22 protein-coding genes are annotated in these 20,048 nt (G+C 43.6%); 5 read left to right on the top strand and 17 right to left on the bottom strand.

Going from position 1 to position 20,048, the window contains the following annotated elements:
* Window positions 1-235 precede the first annotated feature (235 nt).
* Window positions 236-1,630, top strand: a complete 1,395-nt coding sequence (locus tag POF51_RS01375) for a hypothetical protein (protein WP_069844928.1) — start codon at window positions 236-238, stop codon at window positions 1,628-1,630.
* A 155-nt stretch (window positions 1,631-1,785) separates the two neighbouring features.
* Window positions 1,786-2,817 carry a YkvI family membrane protein gene (locus tag POF51_RS01370; RefSeq protein ID WP_069844927.1) on the top strand — a complete coding sequence of 344 codons (1,032 nt, stop codon included), beginning with the start codon at window positions 1,786-1,788 and terminating at the stop codon, window positions 2,815-2,817.
* Window positions 2,818-2,995: 178 nt separating this feature from the next.
* Here POF51_RS01370 and POF51_RS01365 read toward each other — a convergent pair whose 3' ends face one another.
* A complete protein-coding gene (locus POF51_RS01365; protein WP_069844926.1) occupies window positions 2,996-4,942 on the bottom strand; it encodes a hypothetical protein in 1,947 nt (648 codons plus the stop codon).
* A 120-nt stretch (window positions 4,943-5,062) separates the two neighbouring features.
* Here POF51_RS01365 and POF51_RS01360 point away from each other — a divergent pair, with 120 nt between their 5' ends.
* A complete protein-coding gene (locus POF51_RS01360) occupies window positions 5,063-6,295 on the top strand; it encodes a hypothetical protein (RefSeq protein WP_271753403.1) in 1,233 nt (410 codons plus the stop codon).
* Between the two features lie 100 nt (window positions 6,296-6,395).
* Here POF51_RS01360 and POF51_RS01355 read toward each other — a convergent pair whose 3' ends face one another.
* The 5 genes from POF51_RS01355 to POF51_RS01335 are packed head-to-tail and all read right to left on the bottom strand — an operon-like array spanning window position 6,396 to window position 9,391.
* Entirely contained in the window at window positions 6,396-7,331 is a 936-nt protein-coding gene (locus POF51_RS01355; RefSeq protein WP_271753400.1) for a DUF4261 domain-containing protein, read from the bottom strand.
* A gap of 45 nt (window positions 7,332-7,376) precedes the next feature.
* Window positions 7,377-8,018 carry a hypothetical protein gene (locus tag POF51_RS01350; protein WP_069844924.1) on the bottom strand — a complete coding sequence of 214 codons (642 nt, stop codon included), beginning with the start codon at window positions 8,016-8,018 and terminating at the stop codon, window positions 7,377-7,379.
* Between the two features lie 32 nt (window positions 8,019-8,050).
* Window positions 8,051-8,452, bottom strand: coding sequence for a hypothetical protein (locus tag POF51_RS01345; RefSeq protein ID WP_069844923.1), 402 nt, complete (start codon window positions 8,450-8,452; stop codon window positions 8,051-8,053).
* Between the two features lie 32 nt (window positions 8,453-8,484).
* Window positions 8,485-8,943 (bottom strand): DUF2628 domain-containing protein, encoded by a 459-nt coding sequence (locus POF51_RS01340; RefSeq protein WP_069844922.1) that lies wholly within the window; start codon window positions 8,941-8,943, stop codon window positions 8,485-8,487.
* A gap of 16 nt (window positions 8,944-8,959) precedes the next feature.
* The gene (locus POF51_RS01335; RefSeq protein WP_069844921.1) at window positions 8,960-9,391 is read right to left on the bottom strand and encodes a hypothetical protein; all 432 of its coding nucleotides are present in this window, start codon (window positions 9,389-9,391) and stop codon (window positions 8,960-8,962) included.
* A 150-nt stretch (window positions 9,392-9,541) separates the two neighbouring features.
* On the opposite strand from POF51_RS01335, the gene POF51_RS01330 reads away from it, so the two are divergent.
* On the top strand, window positions 9,542-10,300 hold the full coding sequence (locus tag POF51_RS01330; RefSeq protein ID WP_069844920.1) for an SDR family oxidoreductase: 759 nt from the start codon (window positions 9,542-9,544) through the stop codon (window positions 10,298-10,300).
* 47 nt (window positions 10,301-10,347) lie between these two features.
* On the opposite strand, the gene POF51_RS01325 is transcribed toward POF51_RS01330, so the two are convergent.
* The 9 genes from POF51_RS01325 to POF51_RS01285 all read right to left on the bottom strand — a co-directional run bounded on the left by POF51_RS01325 (window position 10,348) and on the right by POF51_RS01285 (window position 18,640).
* The gene (locus tag POF51_RS01325; protein WP_069844919.1) at window positions 10,348-10,713 is read right to left on the bottom strand and encodes a MerR family transcriptional regulator; all 366 of its coding nucleotides are present in this window, start codon (window positions 10,711-10,713) and stop codon (window positions 10,348-10,350) included.
* A 76-nt stretch (window positions 10,714-10,789) separates the two neighbouring features.
* A complete protein-coding gene (locus POF51_RS01320; protein ID WP_069844918.1) occupies window positions 10,790-11,989 on the bottom strand; it encodes an MFS transporter in 1,200 nt (399 codons plus the stop codon).
* Window positions 11,990-12,243: 254 nt separating this feature from the next.
* Entirely contained in the window at window positions 12,244-13,497 is a 1,254-nt protein-coding gene (locus tag POF51_RS01315) for a hypothetical protein (RefSeq protein WP_271753392.1), read from the bottom strand.
* Window positions 13,498-13,901: 404 nt separating this feature from the next.
* The gene (locus tag POF51_RS01310; RefSeq protein ID WP_271753390.1) at window positions 13,902-14,648 is read right to left on the bottom strand and encodes a hypothetical protein; all 747 of its coding nucleotides are present in this window, start codon (window positions 14,646-14,648) and stop codon (window positions 13,902-13,904) included.
* 559 nt (window positions 14,649-15,207) lie between these two features.
* Complete coding sequence (locus tag POF51_RS01305; RefSeq protein ID WP_069844915.1) at window positions 15,208-15,969, bottom strand: CsxC family protein; 762 nt, start codon at window positions 15,967-15,969, stop codon at window positions 15,208-15,210.
* Between the two features lie 98 nt (window positions 15,970-16,067).
* Window positions 16,068-16,943 (bottom strand): hypothetical protein, encoded by an 876-nt coding sequence (locus POF51_RS01300; protein ID WP_069844914.1) that lies wholly within the window; start codon window positions 16,941-16,943, stop codon window positions 16,068-16,070.
* Window positions 16,944-17,078: 135 nt separating this feature from the next.
* Complete coding sequence (locus POF51_RS01295; protein ID WP_069844913.1) at window positions 17,079-17,366, bottom strand: Ger(x)C family spore germination C-terminal domain-containing protein; 288 nt, start codon at window positions 17,364-17,366, stop codon at window positions 17,079-17,081.
* Entirely contained in the window at window positions 17,353-18,012 is a 660-nt protein-coding gene (locus tag POF51_RS01290) for a helix-turn-helix transcriptional regulator (RefSeq protein ID WP_069844912.1), read from the bottom strand. Before POF51_RS01290 ends, POF51_RS01295 begins: the two co-directional genes overlap by 14 nt.
* Window positions 18,013-18,025: 13 nt before the next feature.
* Window positions 18,026-18,640, bottom strand: a complete 615-nt coding sequence (locus POF51_RS01285) for a superoxide dismutase (RefSeq protein ID WP_069844911.1) — start codon at window positions 18,638-18,640, stop codon at window positions 18,026-18,028.
* Between the two features lie 224 nt (window positions 18,641-18,864).
* Between POF51_RS01285 and POF51_RS01280 the strand changes: the two genes are divergently transcribed.
* Window positions 18,865-19,587 carry an EAL domain-containing protein gene (locus POF51_RS01280; RefSeq protein ID WP_271753385.1) on the top strand — a complete coding sequence of 241 codons (723 nt, stop codon included), beginning with the start codon at window positions 18,865-18,867 and terminating at the stop codon, window positions 19,585-19,587.
* Between the two features lie 28 nt (window positions 19,588-19,615).
* Here the strand turns inward: POF51_RS01280 and POF51_RS01275 are convergent, their stop codons facing one another.
* A complete protein-coding gene (locus POF51_RS01275; protein WP_106833149.1) occupies window positions 19,616-19,789 on the bottom strand; it encodes an NAD(P)H-dependent oxidoreductase in 174 nt (57 codons plus the stop codon).
* Window positions 19,790-19,804: 15 nt separating this feature from the next.
* On the bottom strand, window positions 19,805-19,993 hold the full coding sequence (locus POF51_RS01270) for an alpha/beta-type small acid-soluble spore protein (RefSeq protein ID WP_007729278.1): 189 nt from the start codon (window positions 19,991-19,993) through the stop codon (window positions 19,805-19,807).
* Window positions 19,994-20,048: the final 55 nt, after the last annotated feature.

The following is a 20,048-nucleotide window of genomic DNA, read 5'->3' as shown; positions in this document are numbered from 1 at the left end:
GTAGTTGGCTGCACGACGAACTGGTTAAGGACGTCGATGTGCCGATCCCCCTCTCTTGCTTGGAACCCAAATATTCGTCATTCATTAATAGTGGCATATCATGGACAAAAATGCCAGTTTCTCAGTTGATACACTTGTCCGCTCTAGGATGTGCGTTCACCCATGGCCTATTTTTCGCATATATTGTGACATCAAGGTACTTTCCATCGGAGTAACGAAAAAAGGAGGGTGCGACATGGGAATCGAGCTTTTGTGGATACATGGTGTGTACGTCTTGTTTGTGATCGGCATTATTCTCGTCATGGTTTTGCGAAAAGATACGAGTCTGATTAGTATCGTGGGCATAGCGATCCTCGGTTTCGTCGCGACAGGGTCTGTGACAACAGCCGTCGGTGGAATATTCGGCAGCTTCATCTATGCGATTACCGAGTTATTGCCGACGATTTTAGTTATCTGTATCATCGTTGCCATGAGTCACGTTTTGACCGATACGGGCGTAAATGAAACGATGATTCGACCGATGACCCATTTGGTTCGAAATCCTACATTGGCTTATTGGGTGATCGGGATCGTCATGATGGTCATTTCCTGGTTTTTCTGGCCTTCTCCAGCTGTCGCACTGATCGGTGCTGTCATGTTGCCCGTGGCATTGCGAGCTGGCTTGCCTGCGATGGGTGTCGCCGTTTCGATGAACTTGTTTGGACACGGGATTGCACTATCCGGCGATTTTATTATTCAAGGGGCTCCTACTTTAACGTCCAAAGCCGCAGGAATTCCAGTCTCGGACGTGATTACGGCCAGTGTACCTCTCGTTTTCATTATGGGTGTTGTGACAACTGCCATCGCATTCTGGTATTTGAAAAAGGATATGAAGCTCGGCGTGCTTGCGTCTCCCAAAGAGACAGTCGTATCCGATGATGTTTTTACTTCCGTACGAGTCCCTTTGTCAGATGGCGTGCGTCGTACGTTGGCTGGACTTGTGCCGGTATTATTTATCCTCGATGTCGTGGCCATGTTTGCTTTTGATTTACGCGGAGGCGATGCAACGGCGCTTGTAGGCGGAACCGCCTTGCTCATTCTCATCATCGCAACGATGCTCGCGCACAAGCAAAGTGGTCTCGAGCAGGTAACCACACATCTCATTCAAGGCTTTCAGTTCGGCTTTAAAGTATTTGGTCCGGTCATCCCGATTGCTGCTTTCTTTTATATGGGCGACAGTGGGTTTATCAAGGTGTTTGGGGAGGTCCTGCCGCAGGGTTCACATGGAATCGTGAATGACCTTGGCGTGGCGCTTGCACATACGATTCCGATTAACAAGGAAGTAGCTGCTCTTACTGTATCCGCAGTAGGTGTCATTACAGGGCTGGATGGCTCAGGCTTCTCCGGGATTACACTAGCTGGCTCTTTGGCTCAGCTGTTCGCAACTGCTTTGGGTGCCGGTGCGGCTACGTTAACAGCGCTAGGACAAATTGCCGCCATCTGGGTCGGCGGTGGAACGATCATTCCGTGGGCATTGATTCCGGCTGCGGCGATTTGTGGCGTAGACCCTTTTGAGCTGGCGAGACGAAATCTGTATCCCGTGGCGATTGGACTTTTGGTGACGACAATCGTGGCCATGTTTCTTCTGTAAAATGTCGGTTTCTATACGAAAAAGCGAATGGTCACGTGCCATTCGCTTTTTTTCCTTGGTTGGGTGTGAGATAGACAAGTTTTCTCATTCTGTTTTTCTCCGAAACTCATACACTTGTACTAGCATCTATTTGGATGGGAAAGGAAAAAACCAGTATGAAGTTGTGGGGAAAAAGTATCCAGGTCGCAGCAACGTACATTGGAACCGTCGTAGGCGCCGGGTTTGCGAGCGGTCAAGAAATTCTCGCGTTTTTCACCGCCTACGGCCATGCCGGAACAATCGGCATCCTGCTCGCCACATCTCTTTTTGTTTGGCTGGGCTACAAGATGATGCTAATCGCTCATCAATTGCGCACACCCTCCTATGAATCCTTTAATCAAAAACTGTTTGGACCGATGATCGGTCGTGCGATGAATATTTTGGTCTTTCTCACCCTTTTTGGCGTAACGACTGTCATGTTGGCAGGAGCGGGATCGGTCTTAGAGGAGCAGTTTGACATTCCGTATTTGATCGGGACCACAGCCACTGTTTTGTTCGCTTTGTTGCTTCTGCGAAAAGGGTTGGAGCAACTACTCGTCGTGAATGCGATTGTTGTTCCGTCCATGTTATTGTTCGCTCTGCTCATTTTGCTGGATGGCACCGCAGAATCTCCCATGCCTCTTTCAACCCCATCCGATTACTCCTTCTTATGGAAAACAGTCTTATACGTGTCCTTTAATTTGGCCATGGCCCAATCCGTTCTCATCCCGATCGGCTATGCGATCCGCGACAGGGTCGTTTTGTTTCGGGCAGCCGTCATTGGCGGGGTCGTGCTTGGATTCATGCTCCTCGTCGTCCATACGGCTATGTTGGCCAACTGGGACGATGTCCGTCTCATGAATATCCCCATTCTTTTTGTAACGGACCAATGGAACGAGTGGCTCCAGCTGTTCTTTGTTTTCGTGCTCTATTCCGAGATTTTTACCACACTGATTTCGAACGTGTTCGGGATTGGTCAGCAGTTGCGTGAATTATTGGACGTTCCGGAATCGCGGCTTTACTTGTATTTATTCTCTACTTCTTTCGTATTGTGCCTAATTGGGTACAGTCAGTTGCTCATGTTTTTGTATCCGTTGTTTGGGTATTTGGGGTTGTCTACGCTTTGTCGGATTTCGGTTCCAGGGAATGTACTCAGAAAGCGGTTTTGATTGGAAAACGATGAACATTCCCGATACCGGATTCATTTCAATATCGTTCGGATTTAAGGTGATCGAAAGGTATGTACAAAAGTATTACCCCCGTAATTTTTTTAACAACAAACAAAGAGCCTCATTAAAAACCGAACGAAAATTTATATAATCAATATAAAGTTCGCATTTTCTTATCTCAACCTTTTTCCTTTCGCAGTACTTCCGCATACTTTTCGATGGATTCCTGTTCCATGAGCCGAATCAAATTCATCGTCTTCCTTTCCCATTTCTCGATTTGCTCCTCTTCATAAAGCATTTCAATGAATGGTTCGTACAAACACGGGCTTTTGGTTGCGACAGGATGTTTTCGGTCCGCTAAATGAGCCCACCCTAGATATCGCTGGCAAATCAAGTATGCGATGGCGCCTTCATCAGTCTGTAGGAGCGGGTAGTCATGGGATAGCTTTGCCAGGATGAGTTCTGTATGATCAGAAGCCAAAGGTGATTCAGAAAAATCTTTTCCTAGACGGCTCTCTAAATGAGTGAATGCAGCTTTCAACGTTTCGTCATTTCTTTTTGCCATACCAAAGCCTCGCTCCACCGTATTCCCGGTTTTCTTATCCCATTTCACGCGTTTGATTTGATCAATGGCATACTCTACATTCCGATTTTTCCAGGCTTCAACTGTTCTGTGATACACATCGAATGGATCTTTACCAGCCCTCGCCTGCCAACTTGAGGGATGAAAGGCGCTACCACCAACCTCAATAAGTCCATGATCTACACGTATACTTCCTTCGAGTGCATATAGTAAAAGCATAGGTTCATAGATTCGATAGATGTGAGCAGCGATCTCATTCCCTTCTTTGGCACAAGTCATATAGTACAGCGTTAACTTACTAACGGTTTGTGCATGGTTACCCCTCATTCTTGTCACGACTGTATTTTTCTCATCGATATCAAGCTCAGCCGGTACACCTGCTGCACGATAGGGATGAAAGTACAATGGATGCACGGTCATTGGATGAGTTTCGATGAATACGTGGATCCTTCGCAAATATTCATGGAACAGTAAATGATCCACATTGTTCTCAGCTGAAGTACTTCTATGATTATGGTGATTTGCCAAGCTGGCTATATACGTGATCAGCTTTAGAATCCGTTCATCTCCATTGCACAAAGCAAACTCCAGCAGACTTTGATCAAAATCTTCGATAGGTAGTACAAGCCCAGGAAATTTCAATAAAAAGTCTTCGATTGGTCGCTCTCTTTCGTAGGTTTTCTGCCCCGTGACATACAAATAGATGTCCTTCGCTTCCTTTACCTGGGGAACGGTGATCCTGGAATAATCACAGGTTCTGTATAAACGAGATTGAAAATGAAACATTTCCATCGTATTCTTGACTTCGGCACATTCACGATCATATTGGTAGGAGCAATCAAACGGAAACCCACGCAGAATGGAATAACTGCTAAGACCGAGCTGCGTAAGATCAGCGACTTCCATCGCATAAGCCACCCCATATATTCCACTTCCATTTCGAACATGAACATATAACCTGCCATCGTGACTCTTCCACCACGTTTGAGATCCCTGACTCGCCTGCTCAATAAGAATAGGTTTCTGTTCTATACTTGAGAGCCAATGCGCAACGTCTGACTGTTCTATCCATTTTACTATCCATTGTTTTTTCTCTCGTAGCAGGCTGTATTTGACACTTTCACTCTCTAGCAGTTCTTCAATATTTTCAGCATATACTTGAAACGTAGTATAGTGTAGCGTATACAGCTTGCCGTTCTCATCTATATAACCAGCCTTACTCAACCCATCATCCATCACATGAAAACACTCTACCAGCGTTTGTTCTTCATAATTCAAAACCTCGGGTATTCTCCGTTCCTCACCATCTCGATGAGCAAGGCTCCCCCATAAATCGATACAAAAACGATTGTCGGTCTCTCCCCCAAATGAATAGCTCAAACCACCATACGTTTCCTGCACATCCAACAAAGCATCAAAAGCTGGAATACCCTTCTGTTGTAGGATTTTTCTTACTTGCTCTCTGTCTGTAATGGTTTCCCTTCTTGTACATTGCCGAATAAAAGCCTTCGCTGTTTCTGACAATTTGTCACCGCCAAGCATATTCGTAGCCTCCTTTCGAGCTTTTGGATTTCATTTTTACACGAATGGTAACATTTGTCACAGTTGAAACGTCATAGATTACGGCCCAACTCATCAACCTACTAGAAAGGAATTCCTATCATGAAATTTTCTACCCTATTAAAAACCATGCTCGTTCTGTTCCTCACCTTCTTCTCTACTTCGCCAATCAAGGCTGAAGAGCAGGAAGACCCATTAAATCCACCGCAATTACCAGTTATGTATCAAAACCTGCAAATCCCGTCTCATTTGACAGAGCCATTCTTTCTTTTCACGAAGCAACCTCTTTATAAGCATGATTCACCTCCAAAGCTTTACACCATGTCATTGGTTTCACCGTCTGGAAAAGTAATAAAAAGCAAATACCTCGCTTATAAAAGTGAAGTGTACCCGCTCCGAAATGGGTACGGTTATTTTTATAATGGCAGCTTTTTTAAGCATACGGAATATTTGGTCTACGATAAGCAGGGCAAAGTTTCACCGATGGGTACCTGTTGCGATGTTGCTTTCAGGCAGATACATGGGGAATGGTTTACGGGCACGGACTATCCGGGAAACCTGCCGTATCTGTACAATGCCAAAACAGGGAAAATTACCAAGAAGTTTCCGGACGCGGATCATCCATTCTACTTAGCCGAACCGACTACGAAAACGTTTGATCCGTATTACTTGCCCTATGGTGAAATGGTAAAAGACGCAAAAGGGTACGAATATTACAAGATGGGCATGAGAAATATTCATGGAAAAATACTGAGTAAGCCATTTTTTGATGAATATTTCGGATATGGTGAAGGCTGGCATCGTGTGAAAATAAATGGCCAGACTCATTTTATCAGCAATGAAGGCAAAATTATGCTGAAGCCTTCCCGTAACTATAAAGTCGAATCGAATATGCACAGTGGAGCATTTATTGTCTCAGGTAAGCTAGGTAACGAAGAATTTTATGTGCTCATGAACAAAAAAGGGCTCATTGTTTCGAAAAAATATGCGTTTATCCACCCAACATCCGATGGTCACTTTCTCGCTGTGACGAAAACCAACAAGCAATATACCTTTGCCAAAATAAATGCAGCAGATAAAGTCGTCTCCCCTCAACAATATGTGCTAAATAAGCCAGAACAAATGAAAGAGCTCAAGCAGACGGGACAATTGTTTCATACTGATTCCCAGATCATTGCGAACACAGCTAACAATAAAAGCTTCAACTTTCCACATCAATTGCTGATCACACCTACGAATGAGACCGTTGCCATCGAATACACCATCTCGGGGATCAAGAAGATAGGCGTGTATACACATGACGGCATGCTGATCTACGAGGAGATTATCAAATAAGTAGGTCAAACAAATAAAAGCACGACAATGCCCTACTAAACAAGGGAAATGGTCGTGCTTTTTTTATCAAGTTGCCTTGGTCTCCCAAGCGATAACGCAATTATTCCAATCCCGCAGGCTTTTCCCTTCCATCCAACGGATACCAGCGAAGCACATCACGCGGTGGGCTTGCCAACCCTTCCTCCAGCAAGACACACTTCCAAATTTCTTCACCTGGCCCATCGGTTGTATCTCCGTCATTGATAACAGGACCATTCTCATATACATAGTTCGATATATTCCGCAGGAAACTCGCGACCTCATTCGGCTCGTAGGCATCCCCATTAAATACCGCCTCATGATCGATCACATCCAACTGCTGCATGCCGACGGTATCCATCAAGAGCCATCCTTCCGGAAGATTGAACAACCGTACATTGGACCACAACTCCAGCGGAAGAAGCTGTATTTGCTCATAGCGTAGATTCAGCTCTTGCATCAGCTCGGCAGACGCGAGGCACTCCCCATTCGGATTAAAAAAGCAAAGGGCTTCTGGCATTTTCAACAGCGACTCAGCAATGGCAGTGACAGTCATCAACTCCGGGAGCGCTTCATAATCCTCAGGCAATACAGGAGCCTGATCGTTCGACTCTCCCAACACAAAAGAAGAACGAATACGGAGAAACGCTTTGTGCTCGGATGCAGCTTGCCGCCCTTCAGGATATCCCCACGACTGCTGAGCTGCCCGCTCCAGGCTATTCGAGAACGTAAACGGTCCGAAAAAGCCCATTGACCAAGCGCCAAACAGCATCGTATCTTCTGCCGGGTCTCCCATACTATCCGGCCAAGGCTTATCGACGACGTCGACCTGAATATATCCGTTTACTTCTGGATGATACGGAATAAGCAAGCTAGGACCGCTGAACACCCATTGATCGAACGTTTCCATGATGTCGGCAATTTCGAATTGATCCTTGAGCATGTCTGCTATTTTGTGAATCGGAACCGCCGTTGACAGCAGGACGGCAACCCCTTGAGAATACATACCTTTTGGCATATCGTCATCTTCTTTCCATTGTATTTTTATGAGTCATGGCGTACTTTACGTAACTGTAAATCCAATCGCTTGAAGTTCCTTGATCGCGAGTTCCAGATCAACTTCCGGATTCAGCTCCGTAATCATTTCTTCGGTAATGGCAGTATTTGAAAACGTGTAACCAACTACATCAAACGGAACCTTCACCTCGTAGTAAGCCTCTGCCCACTCTACATAGTCTTCTGGAATATCATATATCATCCCAAGTAAAAAATCTGATCCGTCATCCAGCCCTTGCGGATTATGTACGTCTCCCGTTTTCCACACGTGATCAGTAGATTCTCGCCATAAGCAAAACGTAACATCCTCTTTGGTAAGCGCTTCGTCATCGAGTCGATGAAGCAAAGCGGGAGGGACTTGCTCATAGATGCCAGGCCAAACCTCGTATTCTTCCCTGGCATGAGGACTCATTTCCGATTCATGATCAAATCCTTTTACAATAACGCCCTCGGGGGTGAACAGGATGTAAAGATCGTCGCCTGCTCCGTTGTTAATGCTCGCGAATGTTGTGTTTTCATCCCATTGTGGATCGAACTGATATCTGCGTAGCCATTCCTCTTGACACATTAGAATATCCAGAGCACTCAGGACGAGCATGCGCTGTTTTAATACTTCAGGTTGAAGGAAAGTATTTGGCCAACTTTTCATTTGCATCCACCTTTACGATTTAGATACTCCCCCTAATCCCAATCCAAAAAACCTTCCACGGACAACTTTTCCTCCCCGCATTCGGGACAAGTCGGCGAATACCCGTGATCCAGCTCCTTGTCAATCGGTATAGATGGCATTTTCTCTGAACACCGTGGACAATCATAGCTTTGTAAATACGAATCAGTGTCCGACTGCAAGTGCAAATAGTGGGCATTTAGCAGGTATTTGCATTTTTCGCAAACATATAGACCATGGAAGCAATTATACTTTGTACGATCGTCCTTCATAAATTCTCGGATTCGCTCCTTGCCAGCTGGATCCTCGAACCATTCTTCGATTTCGCTCAAATAACCATATCTGAATCCAACGCCCATGTACACATTTTGGTTGTATGAGCAACGTTCACAATGCAGCTTATAAGCTACGCCCATGCTATCTCCCTCCCCATGTGAGAAAATTCTCTTCACGATGTGAGTAGTACATCTAGCAGACTAAAGCCAATATTGACCAACACAACCACAACTACACCGCGAACACTAACGCCACCAAGCTTTCGTGTATCTTCTATATCAAGCATGGCGTTTTTACTGTGCGCTTTTTTTATTTTCCGAACAGCCGACACATAGTATAAAAAATTGCCGGTTAGTCCAAATAGCGCTCGTTGAAATAATGCAAAGAGTATGTACACTTCATTAAAGGTAGCATCATCGAGTGCCATTGCACCCAAGGCAAAACCCACAAAGAGGTTCACCAAATAAATAACGGTCGCCCATCCATACATTTTCCGATAGGCAAACCATGCTACGCCAAAAAGTGCTGCTCCCCAATTCCATGAGAGTCCTTTCGCCCGCCAAGCCTCCAGATAGTATTTATGATGGTGGACATAGGCGGATAAGAAATTCAAGGTAAGATGAGTGTCCAAGCTTTCTCCTCCAAAACTATTTATTTTTATCTCGATCCTCTTTTAATTGACTTATCCATTTTTCTATTTGTTCCTCATCGAAAATGATGATTTGGCTTCCGTTCGGAGGTCTGTCCACCCAACATTCTCCGATCTCAATTGCTGTATCGATTGTCTCCTCGTCTGTTTTCGTAAATAAATCTTCTTCATCTGAGCGCCATCTAGACCAAAACAGCCAACACCATTTTGCCATTTCTTCATGGGTTACTTTACTTGTTCTTGATTTTTCAAGTAGTCGAAGAAGACTCTCTTTGTTGTGAGGAAAATCCTCCAGGTTGATCATGAACACGACAGCCACTTCCATTTCAAATTTGAATCCAAGCCGCAACGCCCACTCATTATACCAAAAATAACCAAGCCATTCGACTGCAACCCGATTGTTGATGGGATCGTGATAAGCCTTTTCCATCTACGCAAATAGACACTCGTTGGACGAGCCTAGTGTCTTTTTATGTCTACCTTCTAAATACTGATGCCAAATCTCACTTGACCTTCACATTAGCGTGAACGTTTAGACTACATGCAGAAAGATAACTCATTCACTCAAGGAGGAACAAAAATGAACAACTATACAGGGAAAAAAGCAGTCGTAACTGGAGGTACACATGGCATGGGATTGGCCGTGGCAAAAGCATTGCTGGCAGGCGGCGCCGAGGTCATCGTCTCTGGTCGCAATCCGAAAAATGCCGAAGAAGCAAAACGTGAGCTGGGCGAACGGGCACATGTTGTGGTGTCTGATGTATCGAACATGAAGGATGTGCAAGCATTCGGAGACGATGTGGAAAAGCATTTTGGCAAGATCGATTTTCTCCATGTGAATGCAGGCACTTCCATTCTGGAACCGTTTTTGGAAGTCACTGAGGAGACCTACGATCGGATTTTTGAGGTAAATACGAAAGGGGCATTTTTTACCGTCCAACGCTTGGCGCCGCTTATTCATGAAGGAGGTTCGATCGTTTTTACATCTTCTGTAGCAGATGAAGGCGGCTACCCCGGCATGAGCGTATACAGTGCATCCAAAGCGGCATTGCGTTCCTTGGCCTCCGGGTTTGCGGTGGAGCTGCTAGACAAAAGTATTCGCGTCAATGTCGTGAGTCCCGGTTTCATTGATACGCCTTCCATGGGAGTTGCTGGTTTCACGGATGCAGAACGCGCTACCTTCCAGGAGCTTGGCGATAAGGTTACACCAATGAAACGTCATGGTTCATCAGAAGAAGTGGCGAAAGCCGTGCTTTTCCTCGCCTTTGACGCTACCTTTACGACTGGTGCGAGGTTAACTGTGGATGGTGGTATCGGGCAAAACTTACATTCGTTGTAATAAGACGGCCCCGAAGCAGCTGATCGCTTCGGGGCCGTGACTATGAACTAGCTCGTAACCTTTTTTCCACGGGTAATGGATATTTGCCTCTCGAGCGTTTTCTTCCACTCCTGGAGTGCCTCAATCTGTTCGTTCACTTTGCTGAGCTTTTGTTCGTAAATCGCCAGCATTTCCTCGCAATATTCGTAATCATCGGGAGATGCTGCTTCCCCTCTGAACAACGTTCTGATTTCATCCGCCGTTAACCCCAGCTTCAAGTACAGTTGAATCATCTTGACACGCTTGACTGCCGATTCATTGAAATGGCGGTAATCATTTTCCAGTCGTTCTGCCTGTAGCAAGCCCTTTTCTTCATAATGACGGATCGACCGGGTACTGACATTGGTTAATTGGGATAACTCGCTTATTTTCACGGAGCAAAGGACCTCCTCGTATGAGTATGCTATCCCCATTATATGCCAGAATGTCAGGTATCCATATCGTTTTTGATTACGAATCTATCATTGTATTTTCGTTGATTTTTGACCTGCTTTTGACGAAAAGCAATGTCGCTCCCATCAGCATCACAACTAATGCTACTACGGCAAAAGGCAGGTACTTATTCAACTGGTACAGGCTTGTGCTGAGAATCGGTGCGATGACAGCGGAAATTCCTTGGACCGATGCCACAAGTCCCGCTACGCCTCCTTGCTGTTCACGAGCAACGGCAAGGGAAGCCCCTGCCATAAACCCTGGCATCATAAGCCCAGCTCCAACACCAAACAAGAAAAATGCTACGTAATAGACGATCACATTGATAAAGAAAAGAAAGAGAGCCAAGCTGATTAGTAAGAGCACTGCCCCAAAAAGAATGAGCGATCTTGGTTGCCATTTTGGATTTTTCATTTGCAGTCCTTGTGTGACAATCATCGCTATACCAGAAATCATAAGGCCTACTGATAACATTCTGGCGGTTTCCTTTGTTGTCAAAGACAACTGATCCTGAAAATAAAATCCTCCAACGACTTGTAAGGTGATAATGCTGAGCATCGTTGCCAAACCGGCAAACAAATATAAGGGGAGACCTTTCTGAAAAGGTTTCACCTTGGGAGGTTTTTCGTGAATAATGGGTTTTTGAGCTGGAATCAAGAAGCACACGATGCCTAATGCGACAATCGGCAACACTGCACCAATGTATAACGGCCATATTAGACCGATTAGCGCAAAGGCGGCAGCAATCGCTGGACCAAGAACGAGACCCATCCCATTGGCTGCACCGATTAAGGCCATTCCTGCCGCTCGACCATTTTCGCTCGTGACATCCGCTATATACGCCTGCGCTGCAGATGGAACCGCTGGGATAAACATACCGATCAATCCGCGTGCCACAATGAGCAATACAACGAGTAGCCCGCCACTTATTACCTGCGATAATCCTGCGTACATGGTCGCTGTGAACAAGACATAACTCACAAACATTCCGAGGAAACCAATGACAATGACCGCTTTCCTTCCTTTGAGATCGCTTAACCGCCCCCAGACAGGTGCCATCACCGCCATTGCAATAGAACCGAGTGAAATAATGAGGCCAGAGTGAATTTCACTGAGGCCTAATTCACGTATAAGCGGCGGCATTACAGGGGCAATAATCATCAACCCCACCATCGCCACAAATACACTCAAAAATATACTAATACGGATTCGAAACATCGCACATCCTTCTCCTTCCAAAGCGCACGCTTTTTAATAAAAATCGTAAAAGAAATGCGTGACCGCTACTACCTAAGAACGGAGAGTTTATGCCCCGAAACGGATTTTGTTTGTGGTTAGTCTTGGGAAATAATAAAAATCCATCACGAAGTTCTGAAAAAAAAGATAGCCTTCACCTAACTTGCTTTTGCAAGGTGTAGGACTATCTTATAAATGGTGCTCTTCTCCAGAAAACATAAGCTAGAAGAAAAAGTTTATATGTGAACTCCAGAATTTTTTACATGATAAATAATATTTGATCGTTCTATAGAGTCAATATCAATAGGCGGGAGTAAAATACTATCACCTAGAAGGGTTAACGAAGGAGTTTTTGCGTTAGCTGAATTGGTAGCATTTATATGAAGTGCACTTACCCCGACATAAGTTCCATCAACTATTTCATCCATTAATTGGCTGTCTGTAAGGATAACTTTATCAGAAGTGACATTTCCTGTTGATTCAATATTTACATTTCCACTTGACATAGAAATAGATTCACTTACATCTAAAATTTCGTCCATTAATTCACCGTCTGTCATGAGAACCTCGCTTAGTTGAGACCCCGTTTTGTCGAAATTTCCTGTATCATTTATAGAAACATTAACGCTACTTCGTATACCATTAGCTGCATCTACTATCTCATCAACTAATTCACCACCAATAATTTCAAGTTTATTTCCAGAAACTTTAGCCGATGAGGTCATGGTAAGATCCATAACCGTATTGGTAAAATCATCCTCAATATCCACAGTTTCATCAATAAGTTCACCTTCGATAATTTTTACTTCTTCACAATCTATATTACTAGTATTGTTCAGATTTATTTTTATGGTAGACGCATTAGAAATTTCACTATCGATTACCTCGTCAACTAATTCACCTTCTTCAATAAACAACTGTTTTCCATAAAAATTTGAAGAATCATTAAAATTTATGTGAATATTCGAAGTATAATATCCCTCACCGTCTAAGGTTTCATCAATTAACTCACCTTCATAAACAGATAATATGGGACTAGTAACATTTGAAGTCCTTAATAAATTTACATGTACAGTTGAAGTATAAATATTTTCCATATCAAGCATTTCATCAATAAGTTCACCATCTTTTACTTCTACCTTGGTCAGTGCATTAACGTTTCCAGTATCAACAAATTTTACTTCAATTTCACTAGAATTAATGTCTTCAGAGTCAATTAATTCATCGATTAATTCACCATCAACAATGGTAATTGATTTTGATGATACGTTGCTAGGATTTTCAATATTTAGATTTATTTTGCTATTCGAGATGACTCTACCATCTACAATTTCATTAATTAATTGCCCTTTATATATTCTAAGTATTCCCATATTTGCCCCTGGTTTTGATTTAATGTTAGCGCTATTGTTAATATTCACATTAATATCTTCAGAGTTAATAGTTGTGGAACCTGAATCAGAAAGTACGTTTATAACACTTTCAATCAAACTTCCACCCCCAATATGTAATGTAGAGTCATTATTAGCTAAAGTAACATTTGCTGAATTATTGATATTTACGTTTACACTACTTTTAGATGCAATCGTCCCAATTATTAAATCTTTAATGAATGCTGGCTCTATAGAAGCTGTATCTTCAAGAAGATTATCATTTTCATCATAGTTTTTTTCTCCTACAATAAGAGTATTGAAAAGTTCTACATTGGCGCTATTATCAATATTTATCGTAACTGAGGCGCCTTCCCCTATATTTCTAATTAAACTAGGGATAAGTGAACTTGAGTCTGTATCAAAATGAAAATTATCAAATGTTGAATTTTTATAGTTTGAAATAGAAATGACTATGTTTGAATTTGGTTCTATATCAATTGGTGTTGGTGAATGAAATGGAGTTACTTCACCACCATTTTTTGTATATAAATGCCCTCATACCTATTACTCATTGAACTAAGTTTAAGGGAGCGGGAAGGGATAGGGAGTTCTTTATCATAGGTTATGTTTCCAGAGCCAGTTTCTTTAAGAATTAAGTCCCCAACTCTTTCAACATTTATATCACCGGATCTATCTACTATTTTTATGGAACAATTCATATTTCTTAAGTCAATACTACCAGAGCCATCCTCTATATCTAATGTTTGATTTGAGCTTGGAGCATCCAAAAGGTTACTATTATTGACTTTTATATTCCCTGATTTGTCTTTTATTGATAAATTACTTGTATTTTCAATATAAATGTCTTCTTCATTATCAATAATAGATATTTCTCCAGAAAGATCATATAATTCAAGGATGCTTTTTTTATCAATAATTTCGATTTTTAAGTTGGGTGGCAAAGTAATTAATAAATCTATTATTTCTTTTTTTCCAACCTTTGAATTTATCGATAAATATGCTATCTCCTTGTCTTGCGTTAAGTTAAAGTCAATATTATCAAGATTATTTATAGTTGTTAAATTAGCATCTATAGAACTAGCATTAGGAGTACCTCGAAGCGTAAGTTTGTTGATTGAAGAATGAATAACCAATTTTGTTATATTGTTTTGAGATATAGGCAATTGTTTGGCATAGGTACGATCTGGAGTTATAAAGATAGAAGTGAAAAATAAGATAATAAGAAGAAAAAATGAGATTTTTTTCATAAAGCCTCTACCTGGTAATATTTGGTTTTCATGTAATTATATAATTAAATGTGTAAGGTGAGGGGTATAAAATTGTTAATTTTTAGAATAATCACTCTTTAAACAAAGAAACTTCCCTGCTGAGACGGCAAACTTCAACCCATGCTGCGTGCTGGAGCGGACCATTGCTTTCGATGTTACGCCTTGATCATTCAGCCTATTTTCAAGCAACTATGACTGCTGCTGGACAGACTTGACACCAACTGCACCAACTATAATCAGGTAGCCTACTTCATTCTGTGATTGTGATGCCGCTAATGAGGCTACCCATGCCCCGTTTCGGCTTCTTGGCGATACTTTTCCCGTTCAGAAAAGTCGGACCCGTGTACCAACACAATTGCAGGATGTTTACCTGAAGCATTCGGAATCAGAAGCGTACCTTCCAATACCATTGTTCCGCTTGCATTCTGACGTACTGAAGTGCTTTGTTCATTGGGTCGCCCTTCCTTTCCATAAAAAAAGAGACTGCCCAGTGCCATTATCGCTTCTGGATAGTCTCATAGGTTCTATGTTGTTTGTACTACCATTTTTTCTTAGGAGGACAAGGTGGCGGAAATGTCGGTTTTGGTGGTGGTGTTGTTGGAATAGGAACTTGTTGATCTTGCAAAACCTTCAGACCAATACGCAGGACGATTTTTTCACGAACGGTCGAGAATGTTCTGGTTGTGTCTTTGCAACGCTTACTTTCCAAACCGATGTCTAATTCAGTGAATTCCGTGAATAACAGCTCACAAAACGGTCTCTCGTTGTAAACTTTTCGATTGCCGAACAAACCTACGTTAATCTTTGCCGCATGACCCGATTTATTCAAATATTCGCCGTGTGACTCGAAATCTGGTGCCAGTTGCAAAGTCGGTCCTGTAGCCGGAAAGGTCAGATCCGTACAGAAATCGAATGGTATCAGCGCCGTTGTATGCCGTACATCACCGCATACAGCAGTTCCCGTTGCTTGATCGACTGTGGTGTACTCGATATGTTTGCGAATAAAACCACTGACAAACAACTTTGCAGACAACGGGCTGAATGTGGGAACTAGCTCACATTGCTCTAGAATGACACTCTTTAATACCCGAACGATCTCCAGTGCAGGCTTCTCCAAATGGACATTAGCCTCCACACATACGACAGCAGCCGTTTCTGCCAACGTTACAGGTACTTTAATCGTTTTAGGAAAAGTGGTTTCGGTTGAAGCCATTCCAAACATACGGGCGTTTTCCACCCTACAGCTATTTTGCGTAACTTCAGTTTGGCCACATTTGCAGCCATCACCATGTATACCCATTTTTACTCACTCCTTTATCAGCCACCTACTCTCTTTATATTATATGGACTAGATTCAACATGGATTTGGCTAATGCCAAGCGTTATCTGCCCTTTTTTCTAGACCAGACTGTTTACCTTCTTCGTTATGTATGGGGGCGGAACGGGAACCAGCTGCTTCCGATACCACCATACACGACCGCTAATGGTTGCCAAGCCGCTGAACCCCTTCCATCCTGATTGCGAATGGGTGAGCGGATCTGCCGTGATGTTGATTTGCCAGTCCCCCGTTTCTACCCACCTATTGGTCGGACAAACTGGTGCTGTAAGGAGAATGGCACTTGTTCCTACATTTGCTTTGGGCAAGGAAGGTCGTAATACTGTGGAGGTAAAGGGAATGCGAATCGTTTCATGCTCTACTTTTTGCGAATGGACAGTGAACCCCAAACCCTTGATTTCCACCTCACCTGACAGCCAGACAATCTTTTTGCTATCATCGTGGCGAACGTGTTGAACATCGATCTTACTTTGACATTCCACCTCTTTCCAATCAAGCTTCCAGGGCACGCGTAAGGAATGGACCCACTCTACTTCCCAAATTTCTTCTAGGAAAGCAACCTGCATGAACGATTGACCCGCCTTTTCCACGTAGACTACCTTTGCTTGAATCAGTTCTTGCTGAGGTCTGTTGTTTTCTTGCGTAAGATCCTTGGCATCCATGGAGGTGGGAGAAGTGGACTGTGGTGTGACTTGTTCAGTAGCTGTCTGATTGACCGGAGTCCGAGGCGCGTGGTTTCGTTTTCCCTTAGGTTTCTTGGAGCGATACAATTTCTGCTTATCTATGGCACCTACCTGACGCTGCATCTGTTCCTTCGGTGCGACAAAGAGGAGCGGGAGTGATGCACTCGACTTTTTCAAGGTGCCTCGATGGTTAAGAATTGGCTTTCTATTCTTAGGATTTTTCTTGTCAATCGGCATGTCCTCACTCCTTTCCATCCAAATACTCCTCCCTTTATCCATACGTGATCGCCCGTCAGGTTGTATAGACACTTGCCCTTTCGGTAAACAATTCGTCTTCCCATGACAAAAAAGAACAACCCTCTTCCTAAAACCCGAGAAAGACGTTGCTCTCTACTTTTTTAACGCGCCGACACTTATAATCTTGACCTCAGGATGAATCGTTACCTTTGCTTTGGAAAATGCCCTTCCCCATTCATCCTCCACTTTCTTCCATTCGTCATAGGCATAGGCACGAGCATATTTGCCCAACCCAATCGGATCGACTTGTTTTTCTGGAGCTTGGTAATGACGCCTTCCATTTTTTGTTTCATCACCGCAGCTATCGCGCGCTCCCCCCTTGCTTACAACAAAAAGACATCCGCCCATGTAACGGATGTCTTGCTCACTACGATTCTTCATGGCTGAGCTTATCTTTTATCAGGTAACGACATTTCACTTGTCCTTCCGCCATACACGAAGTGCGTTCTACATGCGCGTCTACTAGCGACTCAAACAAGGAGAGCTCGCATTGACATGCTTGGCGATAGACAATGGCTACTTGTAGGAGAGGACAATTTGCTTCTTCGAGCGTATACAAACCATCTCTGATTTTTTCCAAGTGAGGCATGTATCCTTCTTCCTTTTGTATGCTCGCCAACGTTTTCACTCGCTGGTCAAACCCTTGACCTCTCATTATCTCTCGATAGGTTTGCAGCATACGCGCCTTTCGCTTCTCAAATAATTGATCGACGAAAGTTTCCCCATACAAATCCTGAATACCCGCCACCATCTCTGTAGCTAAATCGCTGTAGTGACGCGGAAATAATTGTTCAGCAGTATTCGTTAGATGATACACATAGGCTGGTCTGCCTGTTCGTTGGCGAACGATTCGAGATTCGATATACCGTTCCCTATGCAAAACATCTAAATGCTTACGCACCGCGACTTTAGTTATGCCGAGATGCTTTGACAGTTCCTGTACACTAACCGAACGGCGCTTCTTAAGCAACACCAAAATTTCTCGACGTTTTTCCTGTTCTTGAAAATAGACCGCGTGTCTGTTCATGGCTGGACCTGCCTTAGCGGATTGCTTCGTTATACAAACGATTGACTTCCTCCCAGTTGACCACATTCCACCACGACGAGACAAAATCAGGGCGTTTATTTTGATACTGCAAGTAATAAGCATGCTCCCACACATCTACGACCAATATCGGCGTTTTCTTCTCCATAAAAGGAGTATCCTGATTGGGCGTGCTCGTCACTTCCAACTTGTCTCCGTTGACAACGAGCCATCCCCATCCTGAACCGAAACGACTGACAGCTGCTTTTGTCAATTCATCCTTCATTTCCTCAAAACTTCCGAAATACTTGTCGATTCCTTTCGCAATATCCCCTGTTGGTTTCCCTCCGCCAGTCGGACTCATGATCGACCAATACAAGCTGTGTCCATAATGCCCGCCCCCATGATTTCGAACTGCCATGCGAATGTCTTCCGGGATATCCTCCAAGTTACTGATTAGTTCTTCAACCGAAGCATTCCTGAACTGCGAGTAGTTTTCTAGCGCCTTGTTTAAGTTGGCCACATACGTTGCATGATGCTTTCCGTGATGAATTTCCATCGTTCTCGCATCGAGGTAAGGTTCCAGCTCATCATAGCGATATGGCAGTTCCGGTAACATAAAGGCTTCCATTTCCTATTTCCTCCAATCTTGATTGTCGGTTACAAGCCTAGTTTACAAGATGAAAAATATTTTGTACACATGCAATTTTGTTTCCTTGATGCAAAACTTAATTGCGCATGAAGCTTTCATTGCAAACAACACCGCTATGTTGTAAAATATCGACAACTTATCTTTCCTTAAGGAAACAATTTTTCCTAAAGTCAAATATTTGGTGCAGGAAGGAATATGATTCCATGAACGTTGTATTGGCAAAGGAACCGCCATATCCTGTTTTTCAGCCCCTGGTGCATCTGACGACAGGACAATTTTTCGGGTACGAAGCACTTCTTCGATCCTCTACACGCCACTCACCAGCATTCCTTTTTCGAAAGGCTCGTGCAGAAGGACACTTGTATGAATTGGATACGTTGTCGATGAAAACAGCAATTGAATCCTACTTTACGAGTGTGACTATTCACGATCATGTCCCGCTCTTGTTCATCAATGTGTTTCCTTCTACGTTGTTGAATCCTGCTTTCCTATCGTTTATTACCGAGGGCTTGTTTGGGTCGTGGAACAGTCGAATTGTCTTGGAGATTAACGAGGCCAATGAAGAAGACAAGATGTGGGAGATAAGATTGTTGGGACAAAAAATACGTGAGCTGCGTCAGCATGGATTCCTGATCGCATTAGATGATATCGGCTCGGGTGCCGCGTCATTAAAAAAGATTGTGGAGTATGAACCAGATATCGTTAAGCTCGACAGGTACTTCGGCAAGCAATTGTCCTCCGTGCCGAATAAGCAAAAGCTCGTCTCACTTTTCGTCCATTACTGCCAAGATCAAATACAGCTGGTACTGGAAGGAATCGAGGAGCCGGAAGACTTATCTGTCGCTTTGACACTTGGCGTACCTGTTGGTCAAGGGTTTTTGCTGGGGCACCCAGAACCTCTTCAAGCCATACAAAAAAGACGATGAATACTTTCTCATCGTCTCTCGTGTCTGATTATTTTCCTATCGGCTCCATGGTAGCGTTTAGTGCATGAGCCACATATTCTTCTGCACTGTGCTGAATTTGTTCATCCGAAGCCCCCAATACCCCTTGGAACAAGAATGGTTTCAAGTATTTCATTCCCGTTATATTCGCCACCGCTTGCAGAGGTTTGATCAGCTCGCTGATGGAATAGTAGTGGGATTACAGACGAAACATCTGCTGTTCCGCGTATTGTACTAAACGCTTTGTCATTTCTCCGCCGACAGAGCCGTTTTGGCGTGCCGACGTGTCTGCTCCCAATTCGACTCCAAATTCAGCAGCGATCTCGTACTTTAATTGATCAAGTGCTGCACGGGCTTGTCCATACACCAAGGAATTCGAACGTGCCATTGCTGTTCACCTCTGGTTGTGATTGATGGAGTGATGGTAGTATGTGCAGATTATG

Origin of the sequence: Brevibacillus sp. AG (assembly GCF_028369215.1) — a bacterium.
Classification (GTDB): domain Bacteria; phylum Bacillota; class Bacilli; order Brevibacillales; family Brevibacillaceae; genus Brevibacillus; species Brevibacillus porteri.
The sequence above is the reverse complement of the archived record's forward strand: the minus strand, read 5'-3'. Positions and strand labels throughout refer to the sequence as shown.